The organism is Sphingomonas sp. jy18 (assembly GCF_056931895.1).
In genome coordinates this window covers 106957-124688 of the sequence record NZ_JBXPBT010000002.1, presented here as the reverse complement: position 1 = coordinate 124688, position 17732 = coordinate 106957, and the positions used below count along the sequence as shown (strand labels likewise).

16 protein-coding genes are annotated in these 17732 nt (G+C 66.6%); 7 read left to right on the top strand and 9 right to left on the bottom strand.

Features of this window, described 5'->3' with window-relative positions:
- Positions 1-51 precede the first annotated feature (51 nt).
- Both AC0QC4_RS05725 and AC0QC4_RS05720 read right to left on the bottom strand, forming a co-directional pair.
- Positions 52-2253, bottom strand: coding sequence for a TonB-dependent receptor (locus tag AC0QC4_RS05725; protein ID WP_483658776.1), 2202 nt, complete (start codon positions 2251-2253; stop codon positions 52-54).
- A gap of 113 nt (positions 2254-2366) precedes the next feature.
- Positions 2367-3584, bottom strand: coding sequence for a hypothetical protein (locus AC0QC4_RS05720; RefSeq protein ID WP_483658775.1), 1218 nt, complete (start codon positions 3582-3584; stop codon positions 2367-2369).
- Positions 3585-3832: 248 nt separating this feature from the next.
- Between AC0QC4_RS05720 and AC0QC4_RS05715 the strand changes: the two genes are divergently transcribed.
- The 3 genes from AC0QC4_RS05715 to AC0QC4_RS05705 all read left to right on the top strand — a co-directional run bounded on the left by AC0QC4_RS05715 (position 3833) and on the right by AC0QC4_RS05705 (position 6289).
- Complete coding sequence (locus AC0QC4_RS05715; RefSeq protein ID WP_483658774.1) at positions 3833-4195, top strand: hypothetical protein; 363 nt, start codon at positions 3833-3835, stop codon at positions 4193-4195.
- Positions 4196-4378: 183 nt separating this feature from the next.
- Entirely contained in the window at positions 4379-5299 is a 921-nt protein-coding gene (locus tag AC0QC4_RS05710; protein ID WP_483658773.1) for a helix-turn-helix domain-containing protein, read from the top strand.
- Between the two features lie 108 nt (positions 5300-5407).
- On the top strand, positions 5408-6289 hold the full coding sequence (locus AC0QC4_RS05705; protein ID WP_483658772.1) for a hypothetical protein: 882 nt from the start codon (positions 5408-5410) through the stop codon (positions 6287-6289).
- Between the two features lie 9 nt (positions 6290-6298).
- Here the strand turns inward: AC0QC4_RS05705 and AC0QC4_RS05700 are convergent, their stop codons facing one another.
- From AC0QC4_RS05700 to AC0QC4_RS05680, 5 genes are all read right to left on the bottom strand, one after another.
- On the bottom strand, positions 6299-7207 hold the full coding sequence (locus AC0QC4_RS05700) for an AraC family transcriptional regulator (RefSeq protein ID WP_483658771.1): 909 nt from the start codon (positions 7205-7207) through the stop codon (positions 6299-6301).
- A gap of 69 nt (positions 7208-7276) precedes the next feature.
- Complete coding sequence (locus AC0QC4_RS05695) at positions 7277-8671, bottom strand: efflux transporter outer membrane subunit (RefSeq protein WP_483658770.1); 1395 nt, start codon at positions 8669-8671, stop codon at positions 7277-7279.
- Between the two features lie 2 nt (positions 8672-8673).
- The gene (locus tag AC0QC4_RS05690) at positions 8674-9678 is read right to left on the bottom strand and encodes an efflux RND transporter periplasmic adaptor subunit (RefSeq protein ID WP_483658769.1); all 1005 of its coding nucleotides are present in this window, start codon (positions 9676-9678) and stop codon (positions 8674-8676) included.
- Between the two features lie 8 nt (positions 9679-9686).
- On the bottom strand, positions 9687-10394 hold the full coding sequence (locus AC0QC4_RS05685; RefSeq protein WP_483658768.1) for an ABC transporter ATP-binding protein: 708 nt from the start codon (positions 10392-10394) through the stop codon (positions 9687-9689).
- On the bottom strand, positions 10391-11527 hold the full coding sequence (locus AC0QC4_RS05680; RefSeq protein ID WP_483658767.1) for an ABC transporter permease: 1137 nt from the start codon (positions 11525-11527) through the stop codon (positions 10391-10393). The genes AC0QC4_RS05685 and AC0QC4_RS05680 overlap by 4 nt, the downstream gene beginning before the upstream one ends.
- 83 nt (positions 11528-11610) lie before the next feature.
- Here AC0QC4_RS05680 and AC0QC4_RS05675 point away from each other — a divergent pair, with 83 nt between their 5' ends.
- Complete coding sequence (locus tag AC0QC4_RS05675; RefSeq protein ID WP_483658766.1) at positions 11611-12288, top strand: TetR/AcrR family transcriptional regulator; 678 nt, start codon at positions 11611-11613, stop codon at positions 12286-12288.
- Between the two features lie 130 nt (positions 12289-12418).
- Here the strand turns inward: AC0QC4_RS05675 and AC0QC4_RS05670 are convergent, their stop codons facing one another.
- Both AC0QC4_RS05670 and AC0QC4_RS05665 read right to left on the bottom strand, forming a co-directional pair.
- A complete protein-coding gene (locus AC0QC4_RS05670; protein WP_483658765.1) occupies positions 12419-13426 on the bottom strand; it encodes a zinc-dependent alcohol dehydrogenase family protein in 1008 nt (335 codons plus the stop codon).
- A gap of 64 nt (positions 13427-13490) precedes the next feature.
- Positions 13491-14480, bottom strand: a complete 990-nt coding sequence (locus AC0QC4_RS05665) for an NADPH:quinone oxidoreductase family protein (protein WP_483658764.1) — start codon at positions 14478-14480, stop codon at positions 13491-13493.
- Positions 14481-14598: 118 nt separating this feature from the next.
- Here AC0QC4_RS05665 and AC0QC4_RS05660 point away from each other — a divergent pair, with 118 nt between their 5' ends.
- The 3 genes from AC0QC4_RS05660 to AC0QC4_RS05650 all read left to right on the top strand — a co-directional run bounded on the left by AC0QC4_RS05660 (position 14599) and on the right by AC0QC4_RS05650 (position 17729).
- Positions 14599-15957, top strand: a complete 1359-nt coding sequence (locus AC0QC4_RS05660) for a M24 family metallopeptidase (protein ID WP_483658763.1) — start codon at positions 14599-14601, stop codon at positions 15955-15957.
- 116 nt (positions 15958-16073) lie between these two features.
- The gene (locus AC0QC4_RS05655) at positions 16074-16343 is read left to right on the top strand and encodes a hypothetical protein (RefSeq protein ID WP_483658762.1); all 270 of its coding nucleotides are present in this window, start codon (positions 16074-16076) and stop codon (positions 16341-16343) included.
- Positions 16344-16529: 186 nt separating this feature from the next.
- Positions 16530-17729, top strand: coding sequence for an acyl-CoA dehydrogenase family protein (locus tag AC0QC4_RS05650; RefSeq protein WP_483658761.1), 1200 nt, complete (start codon positions 16530-16532; stop codon positions 17727-17729).
- Positions 17730-17732 lie beyond the last annotated feature (3 nt).

The following is a 17732-nucleotide window of genomic DNA, read 5'->3' as shown; positions in this document are numbered from 1 at the left end:
CCCTGTCTGTCGGCACGCAGGCTGGCGACCCGGAACGCTTTCGGCAAGCCCCTACCAGGCCCAGCGCAGGGCGATGCGTACGTCGCGGCCGGCAAGCGGTGCGAAATCCTTGAGGAAGCTGGCGTGGCGGCGGGCGACGACATCGAAGATATTGTTGGCGGAAACGGTCAGGGCAACGTCGCGCTCGTCTCCCCAGGGCCGCCAGCTCAGCGAGGCGTTGCTGACGACAAAGCCGCTGGTCGGCGTTTCGAACGCGCCGACCCGGCCCTGTCGCGCCGACCATTCCAGCTCGGCACGGGCATCGAACCGGTCGTTGCGCGCGCCGATGCCGCCGAGCAGCCGCAAGGGCGGGATGCGCGGCACCGCACCGCCGCCTTTGCCGAGCGTGGCGCGGTTGTAATCGATCAGCCCGTCAATGCCGACGGTCATCCCGCCAAGCTGCGCGACATCCGCCTTGGCGTTCAGTTCGAACCCGAAGTAGCGCGCGGAGGCCGCGGTGAACTGGAACACGGGCAGCCCATCGACGATTGCGCCGGTCTGCGCGGCATAGATGTAATCGGGAAAGCGGGTGTAGTGGACCGCGCCCTCCACGCTCCAGCGCGGACCGAAACCGCGAACGACGCCTTCGACACCCCAGGACCGCTCCTCGCCGAGCGCCTCGTTGCCCAGCAACACGCCCTGCGTGCCCGGATCCGTGCCCTGGGTCAGCAATTCCTCGACGACCGGCGCGCGCTCCGAATATTGGCCGTTGAGCGCCACCGTCCAGGCCGGGGCGACGACGTAGCTGGCGCCGACCGCGACCGAATAGCTGGTGAAGCTGCGGTGGATCGGCACATTGCCGAGCGCGCGGTCGGTGCGGCTCTGGATGTCGGTATATTCGGTGCGGGTGCCCACTTCGATCCGCAGCGGCCGCAAGTCGAATTCGTGGTTGGAGAAAGTGGCGAACTGTTCGGTCTCGCTGGCCGGCAGCAGCGGTGCGTCGCCAATCACGCGAAAGTCGCGCCAGCCATATTGGACACCGCTGGTGACGCGCCAGATGCCGCGCCGGGCCGAGACGACCTCGACACGCGCCTCGATCGCTTCGTTGCTGAAGGTCGACAGCACGGTCCCGTCCGGCTGCTGCTCGTCATGGCTGTAATCGGCCCAGCCGAAGCGGACGCGCAGCGTTTCCACCCATTTGCTGTCGATGGCGAGCTGGCCGCGCCCGTCGAGCCGCAATTGGCCTAGGTCGATCAGCGTATCGTCCACCGGGGCAGCGGGATCGAGCGAGTAGCGGGTCGGCAACCCGTAAAAGCTGTCGGCATAGGCCAGCGACAGGCCGAGCGAGGAGCCGCCCTCTAACAGCGTCACGCCGCCACCGATGTCCCAACTGCGCGCGGCGCTGTTGGGAAGGCGATCGGCAAGGCCTGCCAGGGCGCGGACGCCGGCATCGGCAGAGGCCAGTGCCTGCGTGCGCAGGGCGCGGGTCAGCACCGGCCCGCCGATGCGCAGATCGTCGCTGCGCAGGAAATGCCCGTCGGCGTGAAAGATGATCGGCCCGGCTGCGACATCGACCCGGGCACCGCCAGTACGCTCGGAGGCGGCGCTGCCGAACCCTGCCGACAGCGCGCCATCCCAGCCATCGCGCGGGGCGCGGCGCGGGAGACGGCCGATCTCGGTATTGACCACGCCGCCAACGGTGCCCGAGGCATAGAGCAGCGCCTGAGGCCCGCGCAGCACCTCGATCCGGTCGGCAATCAGCGGGTTGATCGCCACGGCATGGTCGGGGCTGGTGTTGGAAACGTCGAGGCTCTGGATGCCATCGACCAGCAGCCGCGTCCGCTCCCCCTGATAGCCGCGCAGCACCGGACGCGAGACACCCGGCCCGAAGCTGGTCGAGGATACGCCGGGGAGATGCGCCAGCGTATCGCCCAACGTGGCACGCGCCTGCAGACGCAGCGCATCGCCAGCCAGCGTCGCGCCCGAGGACGGCGCGACAAAGCGCGATCGCTGCCGTGAACCGATGACGATGATGTCGGTCGCCATCGCCGCACCGGGCCCGTCCATCGCCATCGCATCGGGCAGCGGCGGCAGTTCGGCCATCACCTCGTCGGACAAGGGCACGCCGTCGGGATCCATCATCGGCGGGGCATCGGCGGGCGGATCGGAGGCCTCCTGGGCCGAAGCCGGTGCCGGGCAGAGGGCGAGCAGCAGCGGCCATCCTGCGGCACCAAGCAACCGGGAGCTCGCGCGTGCGGATATGCTGTTGGCCATGGGAGAGCAGCCTTTCAAAAAATATGGGCGGTGCCGGAAAGATCCGGACACCGCCCAGTTGCGCTACCTGCATTGGGGGGATTGGGGGTCTCGTGCAGGCCAGCGGAGAGTGATCAGTTGATGCGGTAGACGACCGGACAGTTGACGACGAAGCCGACCGCACGGAACTCGCCGCCATCCAGACTGCGCAGGAAGCCGCGGTTGGCCATTTCCGCCGCCTGCAGCGCGCTGGTCATGCGATAGCGCACGCCCTGACGGATGGCGTCTTCGGTCCACACCGCCGGGAAGATGCGCCACATCGGCGAATAGTCGAGGTTGATGGTCGGCACGCCGCCGAGCACGTTGAGCGGGCCGCGTCCGTCGGTCAGCGCGCTGTTCAGCCCCTGCCGATGCGGGTTGTTGATCCCGGTCGGCCCGTTGACGACGACGACGATACGCTCGGCGGCTTCACCGGGCGAGGCATCTTCCAGTGCAAAAGGCAGATCGCTCATCGCCGGAGTGAAGGTCGCGCCTTCGAGCGTGGCGACCAGCGGGTTGTTGGCTTCGGTCGACAGATACTGGATCGGCTTGTCGAAGGTGAAGCCAAGGGTAAGGCTGAGCGTCACGGTTTCGTCGCGCGGGCAGATCGCGACGACCTTGTCATGCACCTTGCTGTGATCGACCTGACCGCCGCACATGGCGTTAAGCTCGGCCTCGCTGGCCTGCGACAGCACCGGTGCGTTCATCACGACCGCCTTGCCCGCGTTGGTGATCGAAATCAGCGGGGTGTAGAAGGCATCGCCGACCGAGCCGGGCTGGAACGAGGCGGGCGGGAAGGGGTTGGGCTGGGCGCCTGGTGTGAGTGCCTGCGCCGGACGGAAATCGACCGAGCCACGCGCGAAGGTGAAGCTGCCGTTCGGCTGGATAGTCGCATCACGCGATGCATTGCCCGTCAGGCCGTAGGCCATTTTCGGCGAATAGTTGACGCCGTGCAGGTCGGACAGATTCTCGTCGCTGGTATCGGTGATGATGAACCATTGCGGCGTACCGTTCTGGAGCTGACCGCGGCGGAGCGGCAGGGTGACGGTGCCGCGCTCCAGATCGACATGTCCCGACTTCATGAACAGGTGCGGACCAAGGAACTCCGGCTGGATTTCCGAGGGCGACGGCTGGGCGACGATGGTGTGCAGGTCCGGGTAGATCGATGCAGGTGCGCGGCGGATTTCGTCGAGCGGCCGCCCTTCCTGCCCACGTACCACCACCTCGGCAGAAGCAGGCATGACAGAACCGGCGATGAGCGTGGCGATGACGGCGAGCGCCGTGACCGGTGATTTTCTGATATTGCGCGACATGGGGAGCTCCCTGCTGGATTCGGTGATGGCGACGGGCCCTTCCCGTCACGCAGCCATCATTTCCGATGCCGCAAGCTGCGGCTTCCGATTTGGCTAGGGAATTGCATGTTCTTGCCTTGGCGGTGGCCATGGCGCGCCTGGATGGACATAATTGTCCCCTCAGGCATTTGATTAATTAACTGCGCGACACCGCACAGCAACATATCGAAAGTCGTGCACCCCCTGCGGCTGTAGCGTCACAATCAGAGGTGGCTGACATGCCGTGGAATAGCCTTTCGCTTTTTGTCGACGAGCCTGCCACAAATGGCGGGATTGCGATGTCGCTGGTCACCATCGACGTGCTGCACAGCACGGCGGTCGATGAGCTCGCCTTCTATGGCGAATCCGAGGCACAGGCGCTGCGGGCGCTGGGGCAGAACGGCAAGATCTTGCTAGCTTTAGCAAATTTCGCACAATTGCGGCTGTGGCTGGTGTCTTCCCAGCCCCCGGAAATCATCAGCCCTCTGGTCGAGAAGCTTCCCTATGTCGTTGCGGGGCTTGCCACATTCACGACGGACAGCGCGATTCCGCTTAGTTTGTCGGTCCAGCAGCACGTGCATACGATGCAGTAAAAGGCAGGGCGGCGCCCTGCCGCGTGGACGTAGCCTATCAGTTATTGCGGAAACCACGCGGCGCGGGCGCTTCCACCATAGGATGCAAAGGGGCCTGACACTATAGTGTGTCACGTAGCGCCTTACTCCCCCATTCGGCACCTTCCGATGCGGGTAAAGCCGGGCGCCCGCTGAAAGGCCGCCATGTCCGGTCCCATACCGCCGCCACTGCCCTATCATGTCCACACCGGGCGTCCCTGCATCGACAGCGTCGAATTCAGCGTGCTGCCCGTTGTCGAGACATTGTCTGCAGAGAATTCGCCGATCGCGGCCTTCCGGCTGTTACCAGTGGTGGGCGCGGATGTGGTGCGCTCGCACCGCTGCATAGCCGACCGCGATACGGTGATCATGAATCTTTCCGGTGGGGGCCAGTATAGCTGGTCCGGCGGAGGGCGACAGCTCGTCTTCCCGCTTCGGCGGGGCGCGGTGCGCTACACGCCGGCAGGCGTCGACTGCAATTGCGTATTTCCGCAGCACTCGGCTGCGCTCGCGCTGTCGCTGCCAGCCGGCATGCTCGCCACTTCCTTGAACCGTGACGATGGTGGACAGCTTATGGAGCCGCTCCATGATGTGGCCGACCCGCGCCTGACGCAATTGGTGCGCCTGCTGGCCGACGAAACCCGTATGCCGGGCCCTGCTGCGGATCTGCTGGGCGACGGCCTGGTGCGCGCCATCGCCGCCTTGCTGTGCGATCATGAAGGCGATGCGGACGGCGCAGAGGCAAGCCAGCCGATCAGGCTTTCTCCCGCGCGGTTGCGGCGGGTGAAGGACTATATAGACACCCACCTCGCCGATCACATCACGCTGGGCGATCTGGCCGAATGCGCCGGGCTGTCGGCCTTCCACTTCGCCCGCGTGTTCAAGCTTGAGACCGGCGTCACACCCTACCAATATGTCTCGACCGCCCGGCTGTCGCGCGCCGCGATGCTGCTCAGCCAGGGCAGCATGCCGCTCGCCGAACTGGCGCTGGCCTGCGGCTTTTCCAGCCAGTCGCATTTCACGTCGGCCTTCACCCGCGCGATGGGCGTTTCACCCGGTCGGTTCCGCCGTACGGCCCATACCTGACGCTGCGCGGTTCGGTGACCGCAGCAATCTGTAAGTCAGGGCGCTGCATGAAAGACCGGACCGCACAGTTGGCCGACCATGGCCTCCCCTTCCAAGGAGGTTATGCTCATGAAAAAGATATATCGATTGCTGCTTGCCGCCACTGCACTGGCGGCAGCGATGCAGCCCGGCCAAGCCCTCGCACAGGACAATAGCGAGGACAGCGAAGCGGTCGGCGAATGGACCCCGCTGACCGGCGATGGCTTCGGCAAAGAGCTGGGTGCCGCCTGGATCCCGGTGCCCAATGGCGAGAGCGGCGCACCGCGCCAGGGCTGGCTGGCTACCGCCGACGGCTTCTTCACGCGGGAAGCGCACCTGGCCTACAGCTACACCGACGCGAGCTTCGGTGAAGCACATGAGGTGCTGGCGCGTTTCCACTACCCGTTCACGCGGCGACTGTGGGCCGGGTTGGAAGTGCCCTTCTACCGCGATCTGAGCGGAAGTGGCCCGCTCGCCGGCAATGATGCAAGCGGGTTCGGCGACGTGACGCTGACCACCCAGCTGATGCTGGCCGAAACGCGCAACCTCTCCATCAACGCAGGGGTGGGCTGGCGCCTGCCGGTGGGCGAATCGGATATCGGCGGCGGCGTGTTCGCGGCCGAGCCGCAGCTCAACTTGTTCAGTGACGTCGGCCACGGCATTTCGATCCGCGGCCGGGTATCCTACAGTTTTCCCGATTCAGGTGTGCCGGAAAGCTTCGGCATGAATGTCGCGATCGGGCAGACGGTGACCGACCATGACAAGGCGCCCTTCGGCGATTTCACATATTATGTGGCTGGCAACTGGCGCGAATTCTCCGGCGGTGGCGGGACCTTCCTGAGCGTGACCCCCGGCGTGCGCACCCATCTGGGCGGCAATCTGTTCGCGCTGGCGGGGATCGAAATTCCGATCACCAACAGCAGCAGCACCTTCCGCGAGCGCTTCACCTTCCAGCTGGTGCAGGGCTTCTAAGCGGGAAACTCAGTCTTGTCCGTGACGCCGGCGATATTCCGCCGGCGTCACGCCGACCTGTTCGCGAAAGCGCGACGAAAACTGCGCGTGGGTGGAAAAACCGGTGAGGCGCGCGACATCGGCGATGCTGAGGCTCGTGTCGAGCAAGCGCCGCGCCGCATTCTGCACCCTGACGCCGATCAGATAGGCATAGGGCGGCGTACCCATCGCCTCCCGGAAAGCGCGCACGAAATGGTAGCGGCTGTAGCCCGCGATGCGCGCCATATCGTCGAGCGTGATGCGCTCGGCATAATTGGCCTCGACATAATCGCACACCCGCCGGACGGTATGCGCGGTCAGCGTCAGGCGGGCGGAGCTGAAGCTGGCGCCGCGATTGGACAGGGACGCGATGCGGACGATCAGCGAGTCGAGCAGATATTCGCTGGCCGCGTCGATATCCGGATCGGCCGCGCGCGGCTGCAGCGCCTCGATCAGGCGCGTGACCAGCGGATCGAACTGGCCGATCCGCTCGGCCAGCCGGACGCTGTCGGGATTGCGGCTGTACGCATCGCCAACCAGCTCGCCGAAGCGGTCGGGCCGGACATAGACATGGGTGAAGGCGATCGGCCCTTCGGTCATCCAGCGATAGCTGCTGCCCGACGGTATCGTGGTGCAGCTCCCCGGCCGGACCACAACGCTCATCGGGGTGATGCCGCCGCTGCGGGTTACCAGCTTGGGGCCGCCTTCGTGCATGACCATGACATGGTGATCGAGCGGAGGGTGCACCATTTCCGCGGCGCTGCCTTCCCATTGCTGGACGAAGGCGCGGTCGAGATAGCAGGGGCCAGGTGCTTCGCGCGTCTCCGGCGTGCGCCAGTCGCGCCACTGGTCGACAGGCAGCAGCCCGCTATCCCGTCTGATGTCGGTTACCCCGTCCACCGCTGTGCGCCCGTCCCCGATGTCTTCCTTATGGCGCGATAATGGCTGACATGTCGTTCCGGCGCAACATCAATCGGCAATCGATTGTCCCGACCCGACCGCACGATAAAGCGCGATGCGGGCGCGGGAGGCGTTGCCGCGCGCGGCGGTTAGCGCACTGCGCGAGGCGTTGAGCGTGCGTTCGGCATCGATCACGGGCAGCAGGCTGTCGAGGCCGAGCCGGTAGCGTTCGCGCGACAAGGCGACCGCATCGGTATCGATGGCGATCTGGCGTTGTAGCGTCGCTACGCGCCGGTCCAGCGCGGCGATGCTGCCCAGCGCCGCCTCGGTTTCCCCGATCGCCTGAAACACCACGCCGCGATAGGTGGCGAATGACTCCTGCGCGTCTGCCTGCCGCTGATCGATGCGCGCCCCGACCCGGCCAAAGTCCACCAGCGGCCCGGCCAGCGACGCACCGAGCGTGCCCACCAATGCGTCTTCCTCGAACAGATTGCCGAGGCTGAGCGACAGCAGGCCGAGCGTTCCGCTGATCGAAAGGCGCGGGAAGCGGTCGGCGGCGGCAGCGGCGATCTCCGCGTCCGACGCAGCGAGGCGGGCGGCAGCGGCGGCGACATCGGGGCGCGAGCGCAGCAGCCCTGAGGGCAGGCCAACGTCCGGGATCGGGGCCAGCGGCGCATCGCTGCCCTGCATCAGCGCGGTGCGGACGAAGCCGGCATCGCGCGCGGTGAGCCGCACCAGCCGCCCTATGACCGATGCGCGGTCGGCGGCAACGGGATCGAGCCGCGCTTGCGCGTCGGCAGCAAGCGATTGGGCGCGGACCAGATCGAAGCCCGGGTTGAGACCGGCGCGGCTGCGCACGCCGGTGAGCTCGACCAACTGCAGTGCGCGCGCCAGATCGTCACGGATCACCGCTTCGCGTGCATCGAGTTCCCGCCAGTCGCGCACCGCCACCGCAATGTCCGAGGCGAGCGCAAGACGGACACCGGCCGCATCGGCATCGGCGGCATCGAGGCGGGCGGTGGCGGCGCGTTGCGAGGCACGCAGGCGACCGAACAGGTCAAGGTCCCACGAGGCGCTGAGGCCGAGCTGATAGCTGGTATTGTCGCTGTCGATCGGCGCGCCGCCGAAGCGGGCCGTGTTATTCTCCTGGCGGGTGACCGAGGCGTTACCATCGATGGCAGGCAGGCGCGCTGCCCCTGCCCCGCGCGCGGCAGCGCGGGCGGCATCGATGCGGGCGAGCGCGGCAGCCAGCGTCGGCGCATCGGCAAGCGCGGCCTGCTCGAGCGTGGCATAGGCGCTATCCCGGCGCGGCAGAAGATCGGCGAGATTTGCGGCCGCGGCGGACTCATCAGCCGCGAGCGTGTAGGCGGGCGGCAGCGCCACCGACGATGGCGACGGCGCAGGCGCGACGCTGGCGCAACCGGCAAGCAGCAGCGCAGCCAAAGGGATCAGGCGGGGTGCCATGATCAGCGCGCCGTCTGCGCCGGGGCCGTGCGGCGGGCGCGACCGGCCTGGGCGGGGACAAAAGCATCGACCTGCTGCCCGACAAAGAAGCCCTGCGCATTGGCGGGAAGCGCATAGATGACCTGCAGCACGCGGACATCGACCCGCTCGGTGGCGCTGTTGGTCAGCGACCGCTTGGGCACAACCAGCGGCTCGGCGCGGACGAAGCTGGCGGTAGCGCTGAGATCGGCCCCGCCACGCGGCTTGATCACCGCAGGCCGGTTGAGCGCGACCCGCTCGATCTCGCTCTCATCGATGTCGATGCGGACATGGAGGACGCTGACGTCGCCCATCGTCATCAGCGGTCGACTGCTGTTGCCCGGCGCCGGTCCGGCGGTGGCATATTCCCCGGCGCGGGTTTCGACCTGCAGGATGGTGCCAGCGCGCGGCGCGCGGACGGTGTGGCGGGCGAGCCGGACCTCCGCCGCCTCGACGCTGGCCTGGGCCGAGGCGATACCGGCGCGGGCAACCTGCACCGCGGCCTGCGCCTGCCGCACCGCGCCTTGCCGATCGATGACCTCGGCGCGCGAAACGGCGCGCGGGTCGGCGACATCGGCATAGAGCGCGGCCTGATTGCGGGCGGTGGCGAGATTGGCCTCGGCCTGCGCCAGCTGCGCGCGGAAGCTGGCAACCTGCGCCTGTGCTTCGGCCAGGGCGGCGCGAGCATCGCGGCTGTCGATGGAGAAGAGCGGCTGGCCCTGGCTGACCTGCTGTCCGGGCTCGACATAGACGCGGTCGACCACGCCGGGGATGAAGGCGCCGATTTCGACCAGCTCGGACAAGGGCTCGACCACGCCCGACCCAGCCACGGTATCAGCGCCACCGGCTGGCGCGGTCGGCGGGGTCTGGTCAGGTGCGGCGAGCACGCGCTCGGGCTGGCTGTTCCAAATCAGCAGCGCCGCGACGATGATGCCGACGACCGCGAGGCCGGGTAGAATCTGGCGGGAGAAGTTGAGACGCTTGAGCATGGCTTGCCTCAATGATCGTCCGGCATGGTCGTGCCGTCATGGGTGATGCGGCCGTCCTCCATCTGGAGAATGCGGTCGGCGAGATCGAAGATACGGTTGTCGTGGGTGACGATGATGACGGCGCGTTCCTCCGCCAGCGCCACCTCGCGCAGCAGATCCATGACGCGGCGGCCCGAGCGGGCATCGAGCGCGGCGGTGGGCTCGTCGCAGACGATCAGTCGCGGATTGTGGACGAGGGCCCGGGCGATGGCGACACGCTGCTGCTGGCCGCCGGAGAGCGCGCGCGGCAGCTTGTTCGCATGATCGGCGATATTGAGCTTTTCGAGCAGCACCTGCGCCCGCTCGACCGCCTCGGCCCGTTTCATGCCGGCCGCGACCAGCGGCACCGCGGCATTTTCCGCCGCGGTGAGCGTGGGGAGCAGATTATATTGCTGGAAGATGAAGCCGATGGTGCTCAGACGGAACTTGACCAGCTCGGTATCCGACAGGCGATAGATGTCGCTGCCGAACACCTCGACCGTGCCTTCGGTGGGATAGAGGATGCCGGCGATGATGGAGATCAGCGTCGTCTTGCCCGATCCGGATTCCCCGACCAGATAGGTCAGCTCGCCCGAGCAGATCGAGGCGTCGATACCGTGCAGCACGCGGATCTTGCCGTCACCGACGGGAAAGTCCTTGGATACGCCCGATACCTTGATGGCGCGCGGCAGGCTCACCGGAACACCTCGGCCGGTTCGGTCTTGAGCACCGAGCGCAGCGCGATGGCGCCGGTCAGCAGGATCATGATGATCACCGCGACCGCCGTGATCACCGGAATCTGCCAGGGGATGTAGAAACCCTTGAACGCGTCATTGTTCTCGGCGCCCGAGATGATGAACATGGTCGCAAGAAACAGGCCGATGCCATAGCCGATCAGCCCGACGAGGCCCGCCTGCACCGCGACCATGCCCCGGATGGTGGCGTTGGTGACACCGATCGCCTTCAGCGCGCCGAACTGCTTGATGTTGTCGCGGATGAACAGGCTGAAGGTCAGCCCGACGATGGCGATGCCGACGACCACACCAAGCGCGACGGTAATGCCGAAATTGATTGGGATGCCGGTATTCTCGATGATGAAATCGACGCCCTGCTGCGCGAACTCCTCCGAGGTCAGGGCCTTGAGGCCGGTCTGCGCGGAGATGCGCGCGGCGACGGCTTCCGGCGTTTCGCCATCGGCCGCGCGGGCGATGACGAAGGACAGGCGGTTGCGGGTGCCGGGGAGATAGTTCAGCGCGTTGGAATAGCGGGTGTAGAGGATGACCGTGGAGGTGAAGGTGGGATCGGCATCGACAATCCCGCTGATGATCGCGCGCTGATCGTTGAGTTCGAGCCGGGTGCCCATGGCATCGCCATCCGGGAACAGGCGGCGCGAGCCGACATCGTCGATGAACACCGCATCGGGCGCGGCCAGCGATGCCTTGTCGCCCTGCACCATGCGGCGCGGCAGGCCGATCAGCGTCGCATCGTCGACGCCGATGACATTGACGGGCTCAAGCTCACCGCTCGCCGATCGGACGATGGCGCCGGAGCGGATCATCGGCACCGCCCAGGCGACTCCAGAAACGCCGCGCACGCGATCGAGCGCGGTCGGCGGCATCGGCAAGGTGGCATCCACGGTGCGACCCGAAGGATCCATGACCCAGATATTGGCGGTATCGACCTGCTGCACCGCGACGGCGCCGCGCAGCAGCAGGTTGACGAAAATGGTCAGCTGCTGGGTGATGAGCAGCGCCGAGAAAGCGACACCGAAGACGAGGCCGATGAACTTGACACGGTCGCCCGTCAGCATGCGGATGGCTATCCAGCTCATATCCGTGTCAGGTCCATCGGCTGGCGAATCGGGAGGGGAGAAGCGATTCGCGTTTCAGATGCTGTTAATGTACAGTGGCGTTCATGAACGTCAACGTTCATTTTGAGGTGGAATCGATTTTGGCTGTCGTAACGAAGAAATCAGCCGGTGGCAGCGGCGGCCGCAGCCGCGATCCGGCCAAGGATGCCGCCATCGTCCAGGCAGCGCGCGACTGCTTCTTCGAGAAGGGCTTTGCGGCCGCGACCATGGAGGAAATCGCCGCGCGCGCAGGGGTTTCCAAGGTGACGGTCTACAGCCGCTTCCCCGACAAGCATGCGCTGTTCGAAGGCTTCGTGCGCGCGCAGATGGCGGCGATGGCCTCCTCCTTCGATGCGGAGGATGTACGCGGCGGCACGCTGGAGCAGCGGCTCAACGCCTTTGGCGAAGCGCTGCTGTCCTTCCTGTTCGACCCCGCGCATGTCGATTTCAAGCGGGCGATGATGCTGCTGCTGCGCGACATGCCGGACTTCGCGCAGCGATTCTTCGATGCCGGGCCAGGAAGCTGTCGCGCGCTCGTCGCCACGGTGCTGGCCGAAGCGCAGGCCCGCGGCGAGATCGTCTGCGATGACAGCGTGGCGGCGGCGGAGGATCTGATGTCGCTGTGGAAGGGGTTCGACGATGTCCACATGGACTTCGGTCTGATCAACGGCCTCGACTCCGCGCGAATCGCCGAAAAGGTGGCGCGCGGGACGAGAGGGTTCCTGCGCATGGTGCGGGTGTGACGCTCCCAATCCGCCGATAACTCCATCCTGTCATTGCGAGCGGAGCGAAGCAATCCAGGGCGGTTGACGCCGGCTCTGGATTGCTTCGCTCCGCTCGCAATGACGGAACCGGGGACGTCCGGTACCCGCCTCAGATATCCACGACGATCTTGCCGAAATGGGTGCCGCTTTCCTGATGGCGGAAGGCACCGGCAAGGTCGGCGAGGGGGAAGGCGCGGTCGATGACCGGCTTGATGCCGGTGGCGTCGATGGCGGCGATCATGTCGAGCTGCTGCTGGCGGCTGCCAACGGTCAGGCCCTGCACGCGGATCTGGCGGGCCATCAGCATCGCGGTCATCACCGGGCCGGCGAAACCGGCGAGCACACCGATCAGCGCGACATGGCCGCCGATCCGCGCGGCAAGGATCGACTGGTCGAGCGTGCCGGCACCGCCGATTTCGATGACATGATCGACACCGACACCGCCGGTGATCTCCTGCACTTTCATGCCCCAGGCGGGCACTTCGCGATAGTTGATGAGATGGTCCGCACCCATCGCCTTCAGCCGTTCGAGCTTGGCGTCCGACGAGGAGGTGGCGATGACCGTGGCGCCCATCACTTTCGCCATTTGCAGCGCGAAGATGGAGACGCCGCCGGTGCCCTGCACCAGCACGGTCGACCCTGCCTTGAGCTGGCCGTCGACCACGAGCGCGCGCCAGGCGGTGAGCCCGGCGCAGGTCAGCGTTGCCGCTTCGGCATGGCTGTAACCCTTGGGCGGCCTGGTGAACCAGGTGGTCGGCGCGGTAACGACCTCCCGGGCATAGCCGTCGATGCCGTCGCCCGGCACCTGACGGAAAGCGGTGAGCGGCGGGGTGCCATCCAGCCAATAGGGAAAGAAGGTCGAAACGACCGGATCGCCGACGGCATAGTCGCTGACGCCCTCGCCCACCGCCACGACATCGCCGGCGCCATCGGACATGGGAATGCGCCCGTCGGCGGCGGGGATCATGCCCTTGACCACGGCATAGTCGTGATAGTTGAGCGAGCTGGCGCGGATGCGGACGGTGATTTCACCGGGGCCGGGGGCGTGTGCATCAGGCAGATCGACCAGCGTCAGGCTGTCGAGCGTGGCGGGGTGACGGGACTGGATCGCTTTCATGGGCGTTTCTCTCTCTTCAGTTATGGTGATTTCGTAACCCTGAGCGTGTCGCGCTCAGGGCCGGTCATGGGGTCAGCACCACCTTGCCGACGACACTGCGGCCGGAGAGCATCTCGAAGCCCTCCCGCCACTGCTCAAGCGAAAGCTGGGCGTGGATGTGGGGGGTGATGGCACCTTCGGCCGCGAGCCGGTCGATCGCGGCGATGTTTTCCGCACCGCGATCGGGGAAGCGGCGGCCATATTCGCCGGCGCGCACGCCGATCACTGAATAGCCCTTGATCAGCGGCATGTTGACGCTGACGGTGGGGATGCGGCCGCTGGCGAAGCCGACCACCATCAGCCGCCCGTCGAAGGCGATGCAGCGGGTCGATTCATCGAAGACATCGCCGCCGACCGGATCGACGATGACGTCCGCGCCGCGCCCGCCGGTCAGCGCTTTCACCGCGTCGCGGAAACCGCCGGTGACATTGAGCGTCGCGTCCGGCGCGTGCAGCGCGGCGACGGTGGCAAGCTTGGCGTCGGAACCGCCGGTGGCGATGACCCGCGCGCCCAGATGCTTGGCCAGATCGACGCAGGCGAGGCCTACGCCGCCCGAGGCCCCATGCACCATCACCCAGTCGCCGGGCTGGACATTGGCCTTGCGCACCAGCGTCACCCAGGCGGTGAGATAGGTGGCGGAATAGGCAGCGGCCTGTGCCCAGTCGAGGCGGGCCGGCTTGGCGCGCAGAACAGCAGCGGGGACCACCGCATAATCGGCAAAGCCGCCGGTCTTGTTGCCGCCGATGACCGCGCTGCCGACCATCGCGGGGTCCACGCCCTCCCCGACGGCAACCACCTCGCCGGAAAACTCCATGCCGGACACAAAGGGCAAATCGGGTTTGAACTGATACTCCCCGCGGGTCATCAACAGGTCCGGGAAGTTGATCGCCGCGGCACGGATGCGGACCAGAGCTTCGCCGCGCACGGGCGCGGGCACCGCAATGGTGCGCAAGGACGTGCCGTCATGGGCGGGGGCGAGGGCATCGACCACGACCGCGCGCATGGTGTCGCTCATATCCGCCCGATCCTGACCGTCACCGCCCACTCCCGTTTCTGTTTGCAACCGACTGTGGCGGGCGCCCGGCGACATGGCAAGCCTTGTCGTCGGCAGTCAGAGCGGGCAATCACCGGGCATGACCATCGCACCCACCCTGCCCCGCCGCCGCGCGCCGCTGCGCACGCTATTGCCCTGCCTCGCGCTGATGCTCGCCGCCTCAGGCGCGGCCGCGCAGGCCGTGCCGCCTGCGGTTCCGCCGGTGCCGACGCTGCGCGCGCAGGCGGAGACGCGCAACGCCATCCTGCGTGAGCGGCTCGACACGCTGGTGCCGCGCCTGATGCGCGAACAGGGCATCGACATGTGGGTGCTGGTGGCGCGCGAATATCTGGAAGACCCGGTCGTCGCGACGATGCTCGACGCGACCAGTTTCCATGCGCGGCGGCGGACCATCCTGGTGTTCTACGATCCGGGCGAGGGCCGGCCGGTCGAGCGGCTGACGGTGAGCCGCTACGGGTTGGGCGGGTTGTTCGCGCCGGCGTGGAACCCGGAGGAACAGCCCGACCAATGGGCGGCGCTGGCGGCGATCATCGCCGAGCGTGAGCCGCGTCGCATCGCGCTCAACCGCTCGTCACTGACCGCGTTCGGCGACGGCATGACGGCGAGCCAGTATGACGAGACGCTGGCCGCCATCCCGGCGCAGTTGCGCGACCGGGTGGTCTCGGGCGAAACCCTGTCGGTCGACTGGCTGCAGACGCGCACGCCGCGCGAGATGGCCATCTATCCGCAGGTGATGCGCACCGCCCATGCGGTGCTGGCAGAGGGGCTGTCATCGCGCGTGATCGTGCCGGGGCGGACGACCACCGCCGACGTCGAATGGTGGCTGCGCCAGCGGGTGGCGGGCCTTGGCCTTGGCGTCTGGTTTCACCCGTCGATCGCGGTGTTCCGCAAGGGCGAGACGGGGGAACTGGATGGCGACACGGTGATCCAGCCGGGGGACCTGATCTGGTCCGACTTCGGCATCCTCTACATGGGCCTCGCCACCGACACGCAGCAACTGGCCTATGTGCTGAAGCCGGGCGAGAGCGAAGCGCCGGCGGGGCTGCGCGCCGGGGTTGCCGCTGCCAACCGGGTGCAGGATATTTTGATCGGCGCGCTCCGCACCGGTGCCACGGGCAACGAGGTGCTGGCACAGGCGCGCGAGACCGCGATCAGCGAGGGGCTGGACCCTGTCATCTATTCGCACCCCATCGGCACACATGGCCATGGCGCTGGCCCGGCGATCGGCTTCTGGGACGACCAGGGGCCGAGCGAGCGCGGCGCCGGGCCGGTCCGCGTCGACACCGCCTGGTCGATCGAGCTCGCCAACCGGCTGGCGGTGCCCGAATGGGACGGCCAGCGCGTGCCATTCAGGCTCGAGGTCAACGGATTCTTCGACGGCACCCAGTTACGCTGGATCGATGGCCGGCAGACGCGGCTGCCGCTGATAGGGAACTGAGCCGGGGCGTGCGCGCCTTCGGACATTCTGACTAAAATGTTGCAGCCATGGAACCAGTCATGCCGCGCTTGGTTATGGCCCATGAACCTCGACAGGTTTCTAAGGGAGCAACACTAATGCGCAAATCCATTCTTATCTCGACCATCGCGGCAGCCACCCTGTCGCTGGCCGCCTGCCAGAGCCCGGAGGCCGACGCGGTCGAGGACAACGCCGAAGCCCAGGCCGATGTGATCGAAGACCAGGCCGACCAGATGCCGACGGAAGCCGGTGAGGACGCCATGGAAAACAAGGCCGACGCCGTGCGTGACGCCGGCGAGGAAGCGGCCAACAAGATGGACGACAACGGCGAGATCGCTCCGAGCGAACTGCCGACCGAAAAGAACTGATCGGGACAGTCTTTACCCGATGCTGTCGTCCTCCCCCTCGGCGACAGCACGCAAGGCGCGTCGGGCCAGGCCCGGCGCGCCTTTTTCGGTGCCGCACAAATCGGCGCCAAGTTGACGTTCACGTCAACCAGCGCTTGAGCGTTTTCGAAAAACCGTTATGGCATGTCCATCCATCAGGAGAGAGACATGGCCACGCTTGCCGAAGATCGCCCCGCCACGCACGAGCTCGACGCCTTCCGTGAGGAAGTGCGGGCCTGGGTTGCCGAAAATTTCCCCGCATCGCTGAAGGGCGTCGATCTGTCGCTTTCGGCACTCGAAGGCCCGTCCGACAAGTCGGCGGACAAGGAAGCCTGGCGCATCGCCGTGGGCAACAAGGGCTGGGGCACCCCAACCTGGCCCAAGGAATATGGCGGCGGCGGCCTCTCCAAGGAAGAAGCCAAGATCGTCACGCAGGAATTCGCGCGCGCCGGCGCCTCCAATCCCATCGGCGGTATGGGCGTGATGATGTTCGGGCCGACGCTGCTCGAATATGGCAACGAGGAGCAGAAGCACGAGCATATCCCCGCCATCTGCAAGGCAGAGGTGCGCTGGTGCCAGGGCTATTCGGAACCCAATGCCGGCTCCGATCTCGCCAATCTGCAGATGTTTGCCGAGGACATGGGCGACCATTATGTCGTCAACGGCCAGAAGACGTGGACTAGCGGCGGCCAGTGGGCGGACAAATGCTTCGCGCTGGTGCGGACCGACAAGTCCGACAAGCACAACGGCATCTCCTTCCTGCTGATCGACATGACGTCTCCCGGCGTCGAGGTGAAGCCGATCAAGATGATCAGCGGCATGTCCCCCTTCTGTGAAACCTTCTTCACCAATGTGAAGGTGCCCAAGAAGAACCTCGTCGGCCAGGAAGGCCAAGGCTGGACCATCGGCAAGCGCCTGCTGCAGCATGAGCGCACCAACATCGCCGGCGGCGGGCGGATGATGGCGGGCGGCGTTTCGCTGTCCGATCTCGCCAAGGCCACCCGCGGCACCGATGCCGAGGGGCGGATCGCCGATGCCGAGCTCAGGCTGCGCGTCACCCGCTTCGAGATGGACCAGCGCGCCTTCTTTGCCACCGCGATGCGGGTGCAGGCCGAAGGCGGCGTTTCGGTCGCCTCCTCGATCCTCAAGACCAGCGGCACCAAGCTGATGCAGGAAAAGAGCGAACTGCTGATCGAGATCCTCGGCATGCAGGGCCTCGGCTGGGAAGGCGAAGGCTTTACCCACGAGCAGATCGAGGCGACCCGCGCCTGGCTGTTCGGCAAGGCGACGACGATCTACGGCGGATCGACCGAGATCCAGACCAACATCGTCGCCAAGCGCATCCTGGGCATGCTGGACCACCAGTAAATC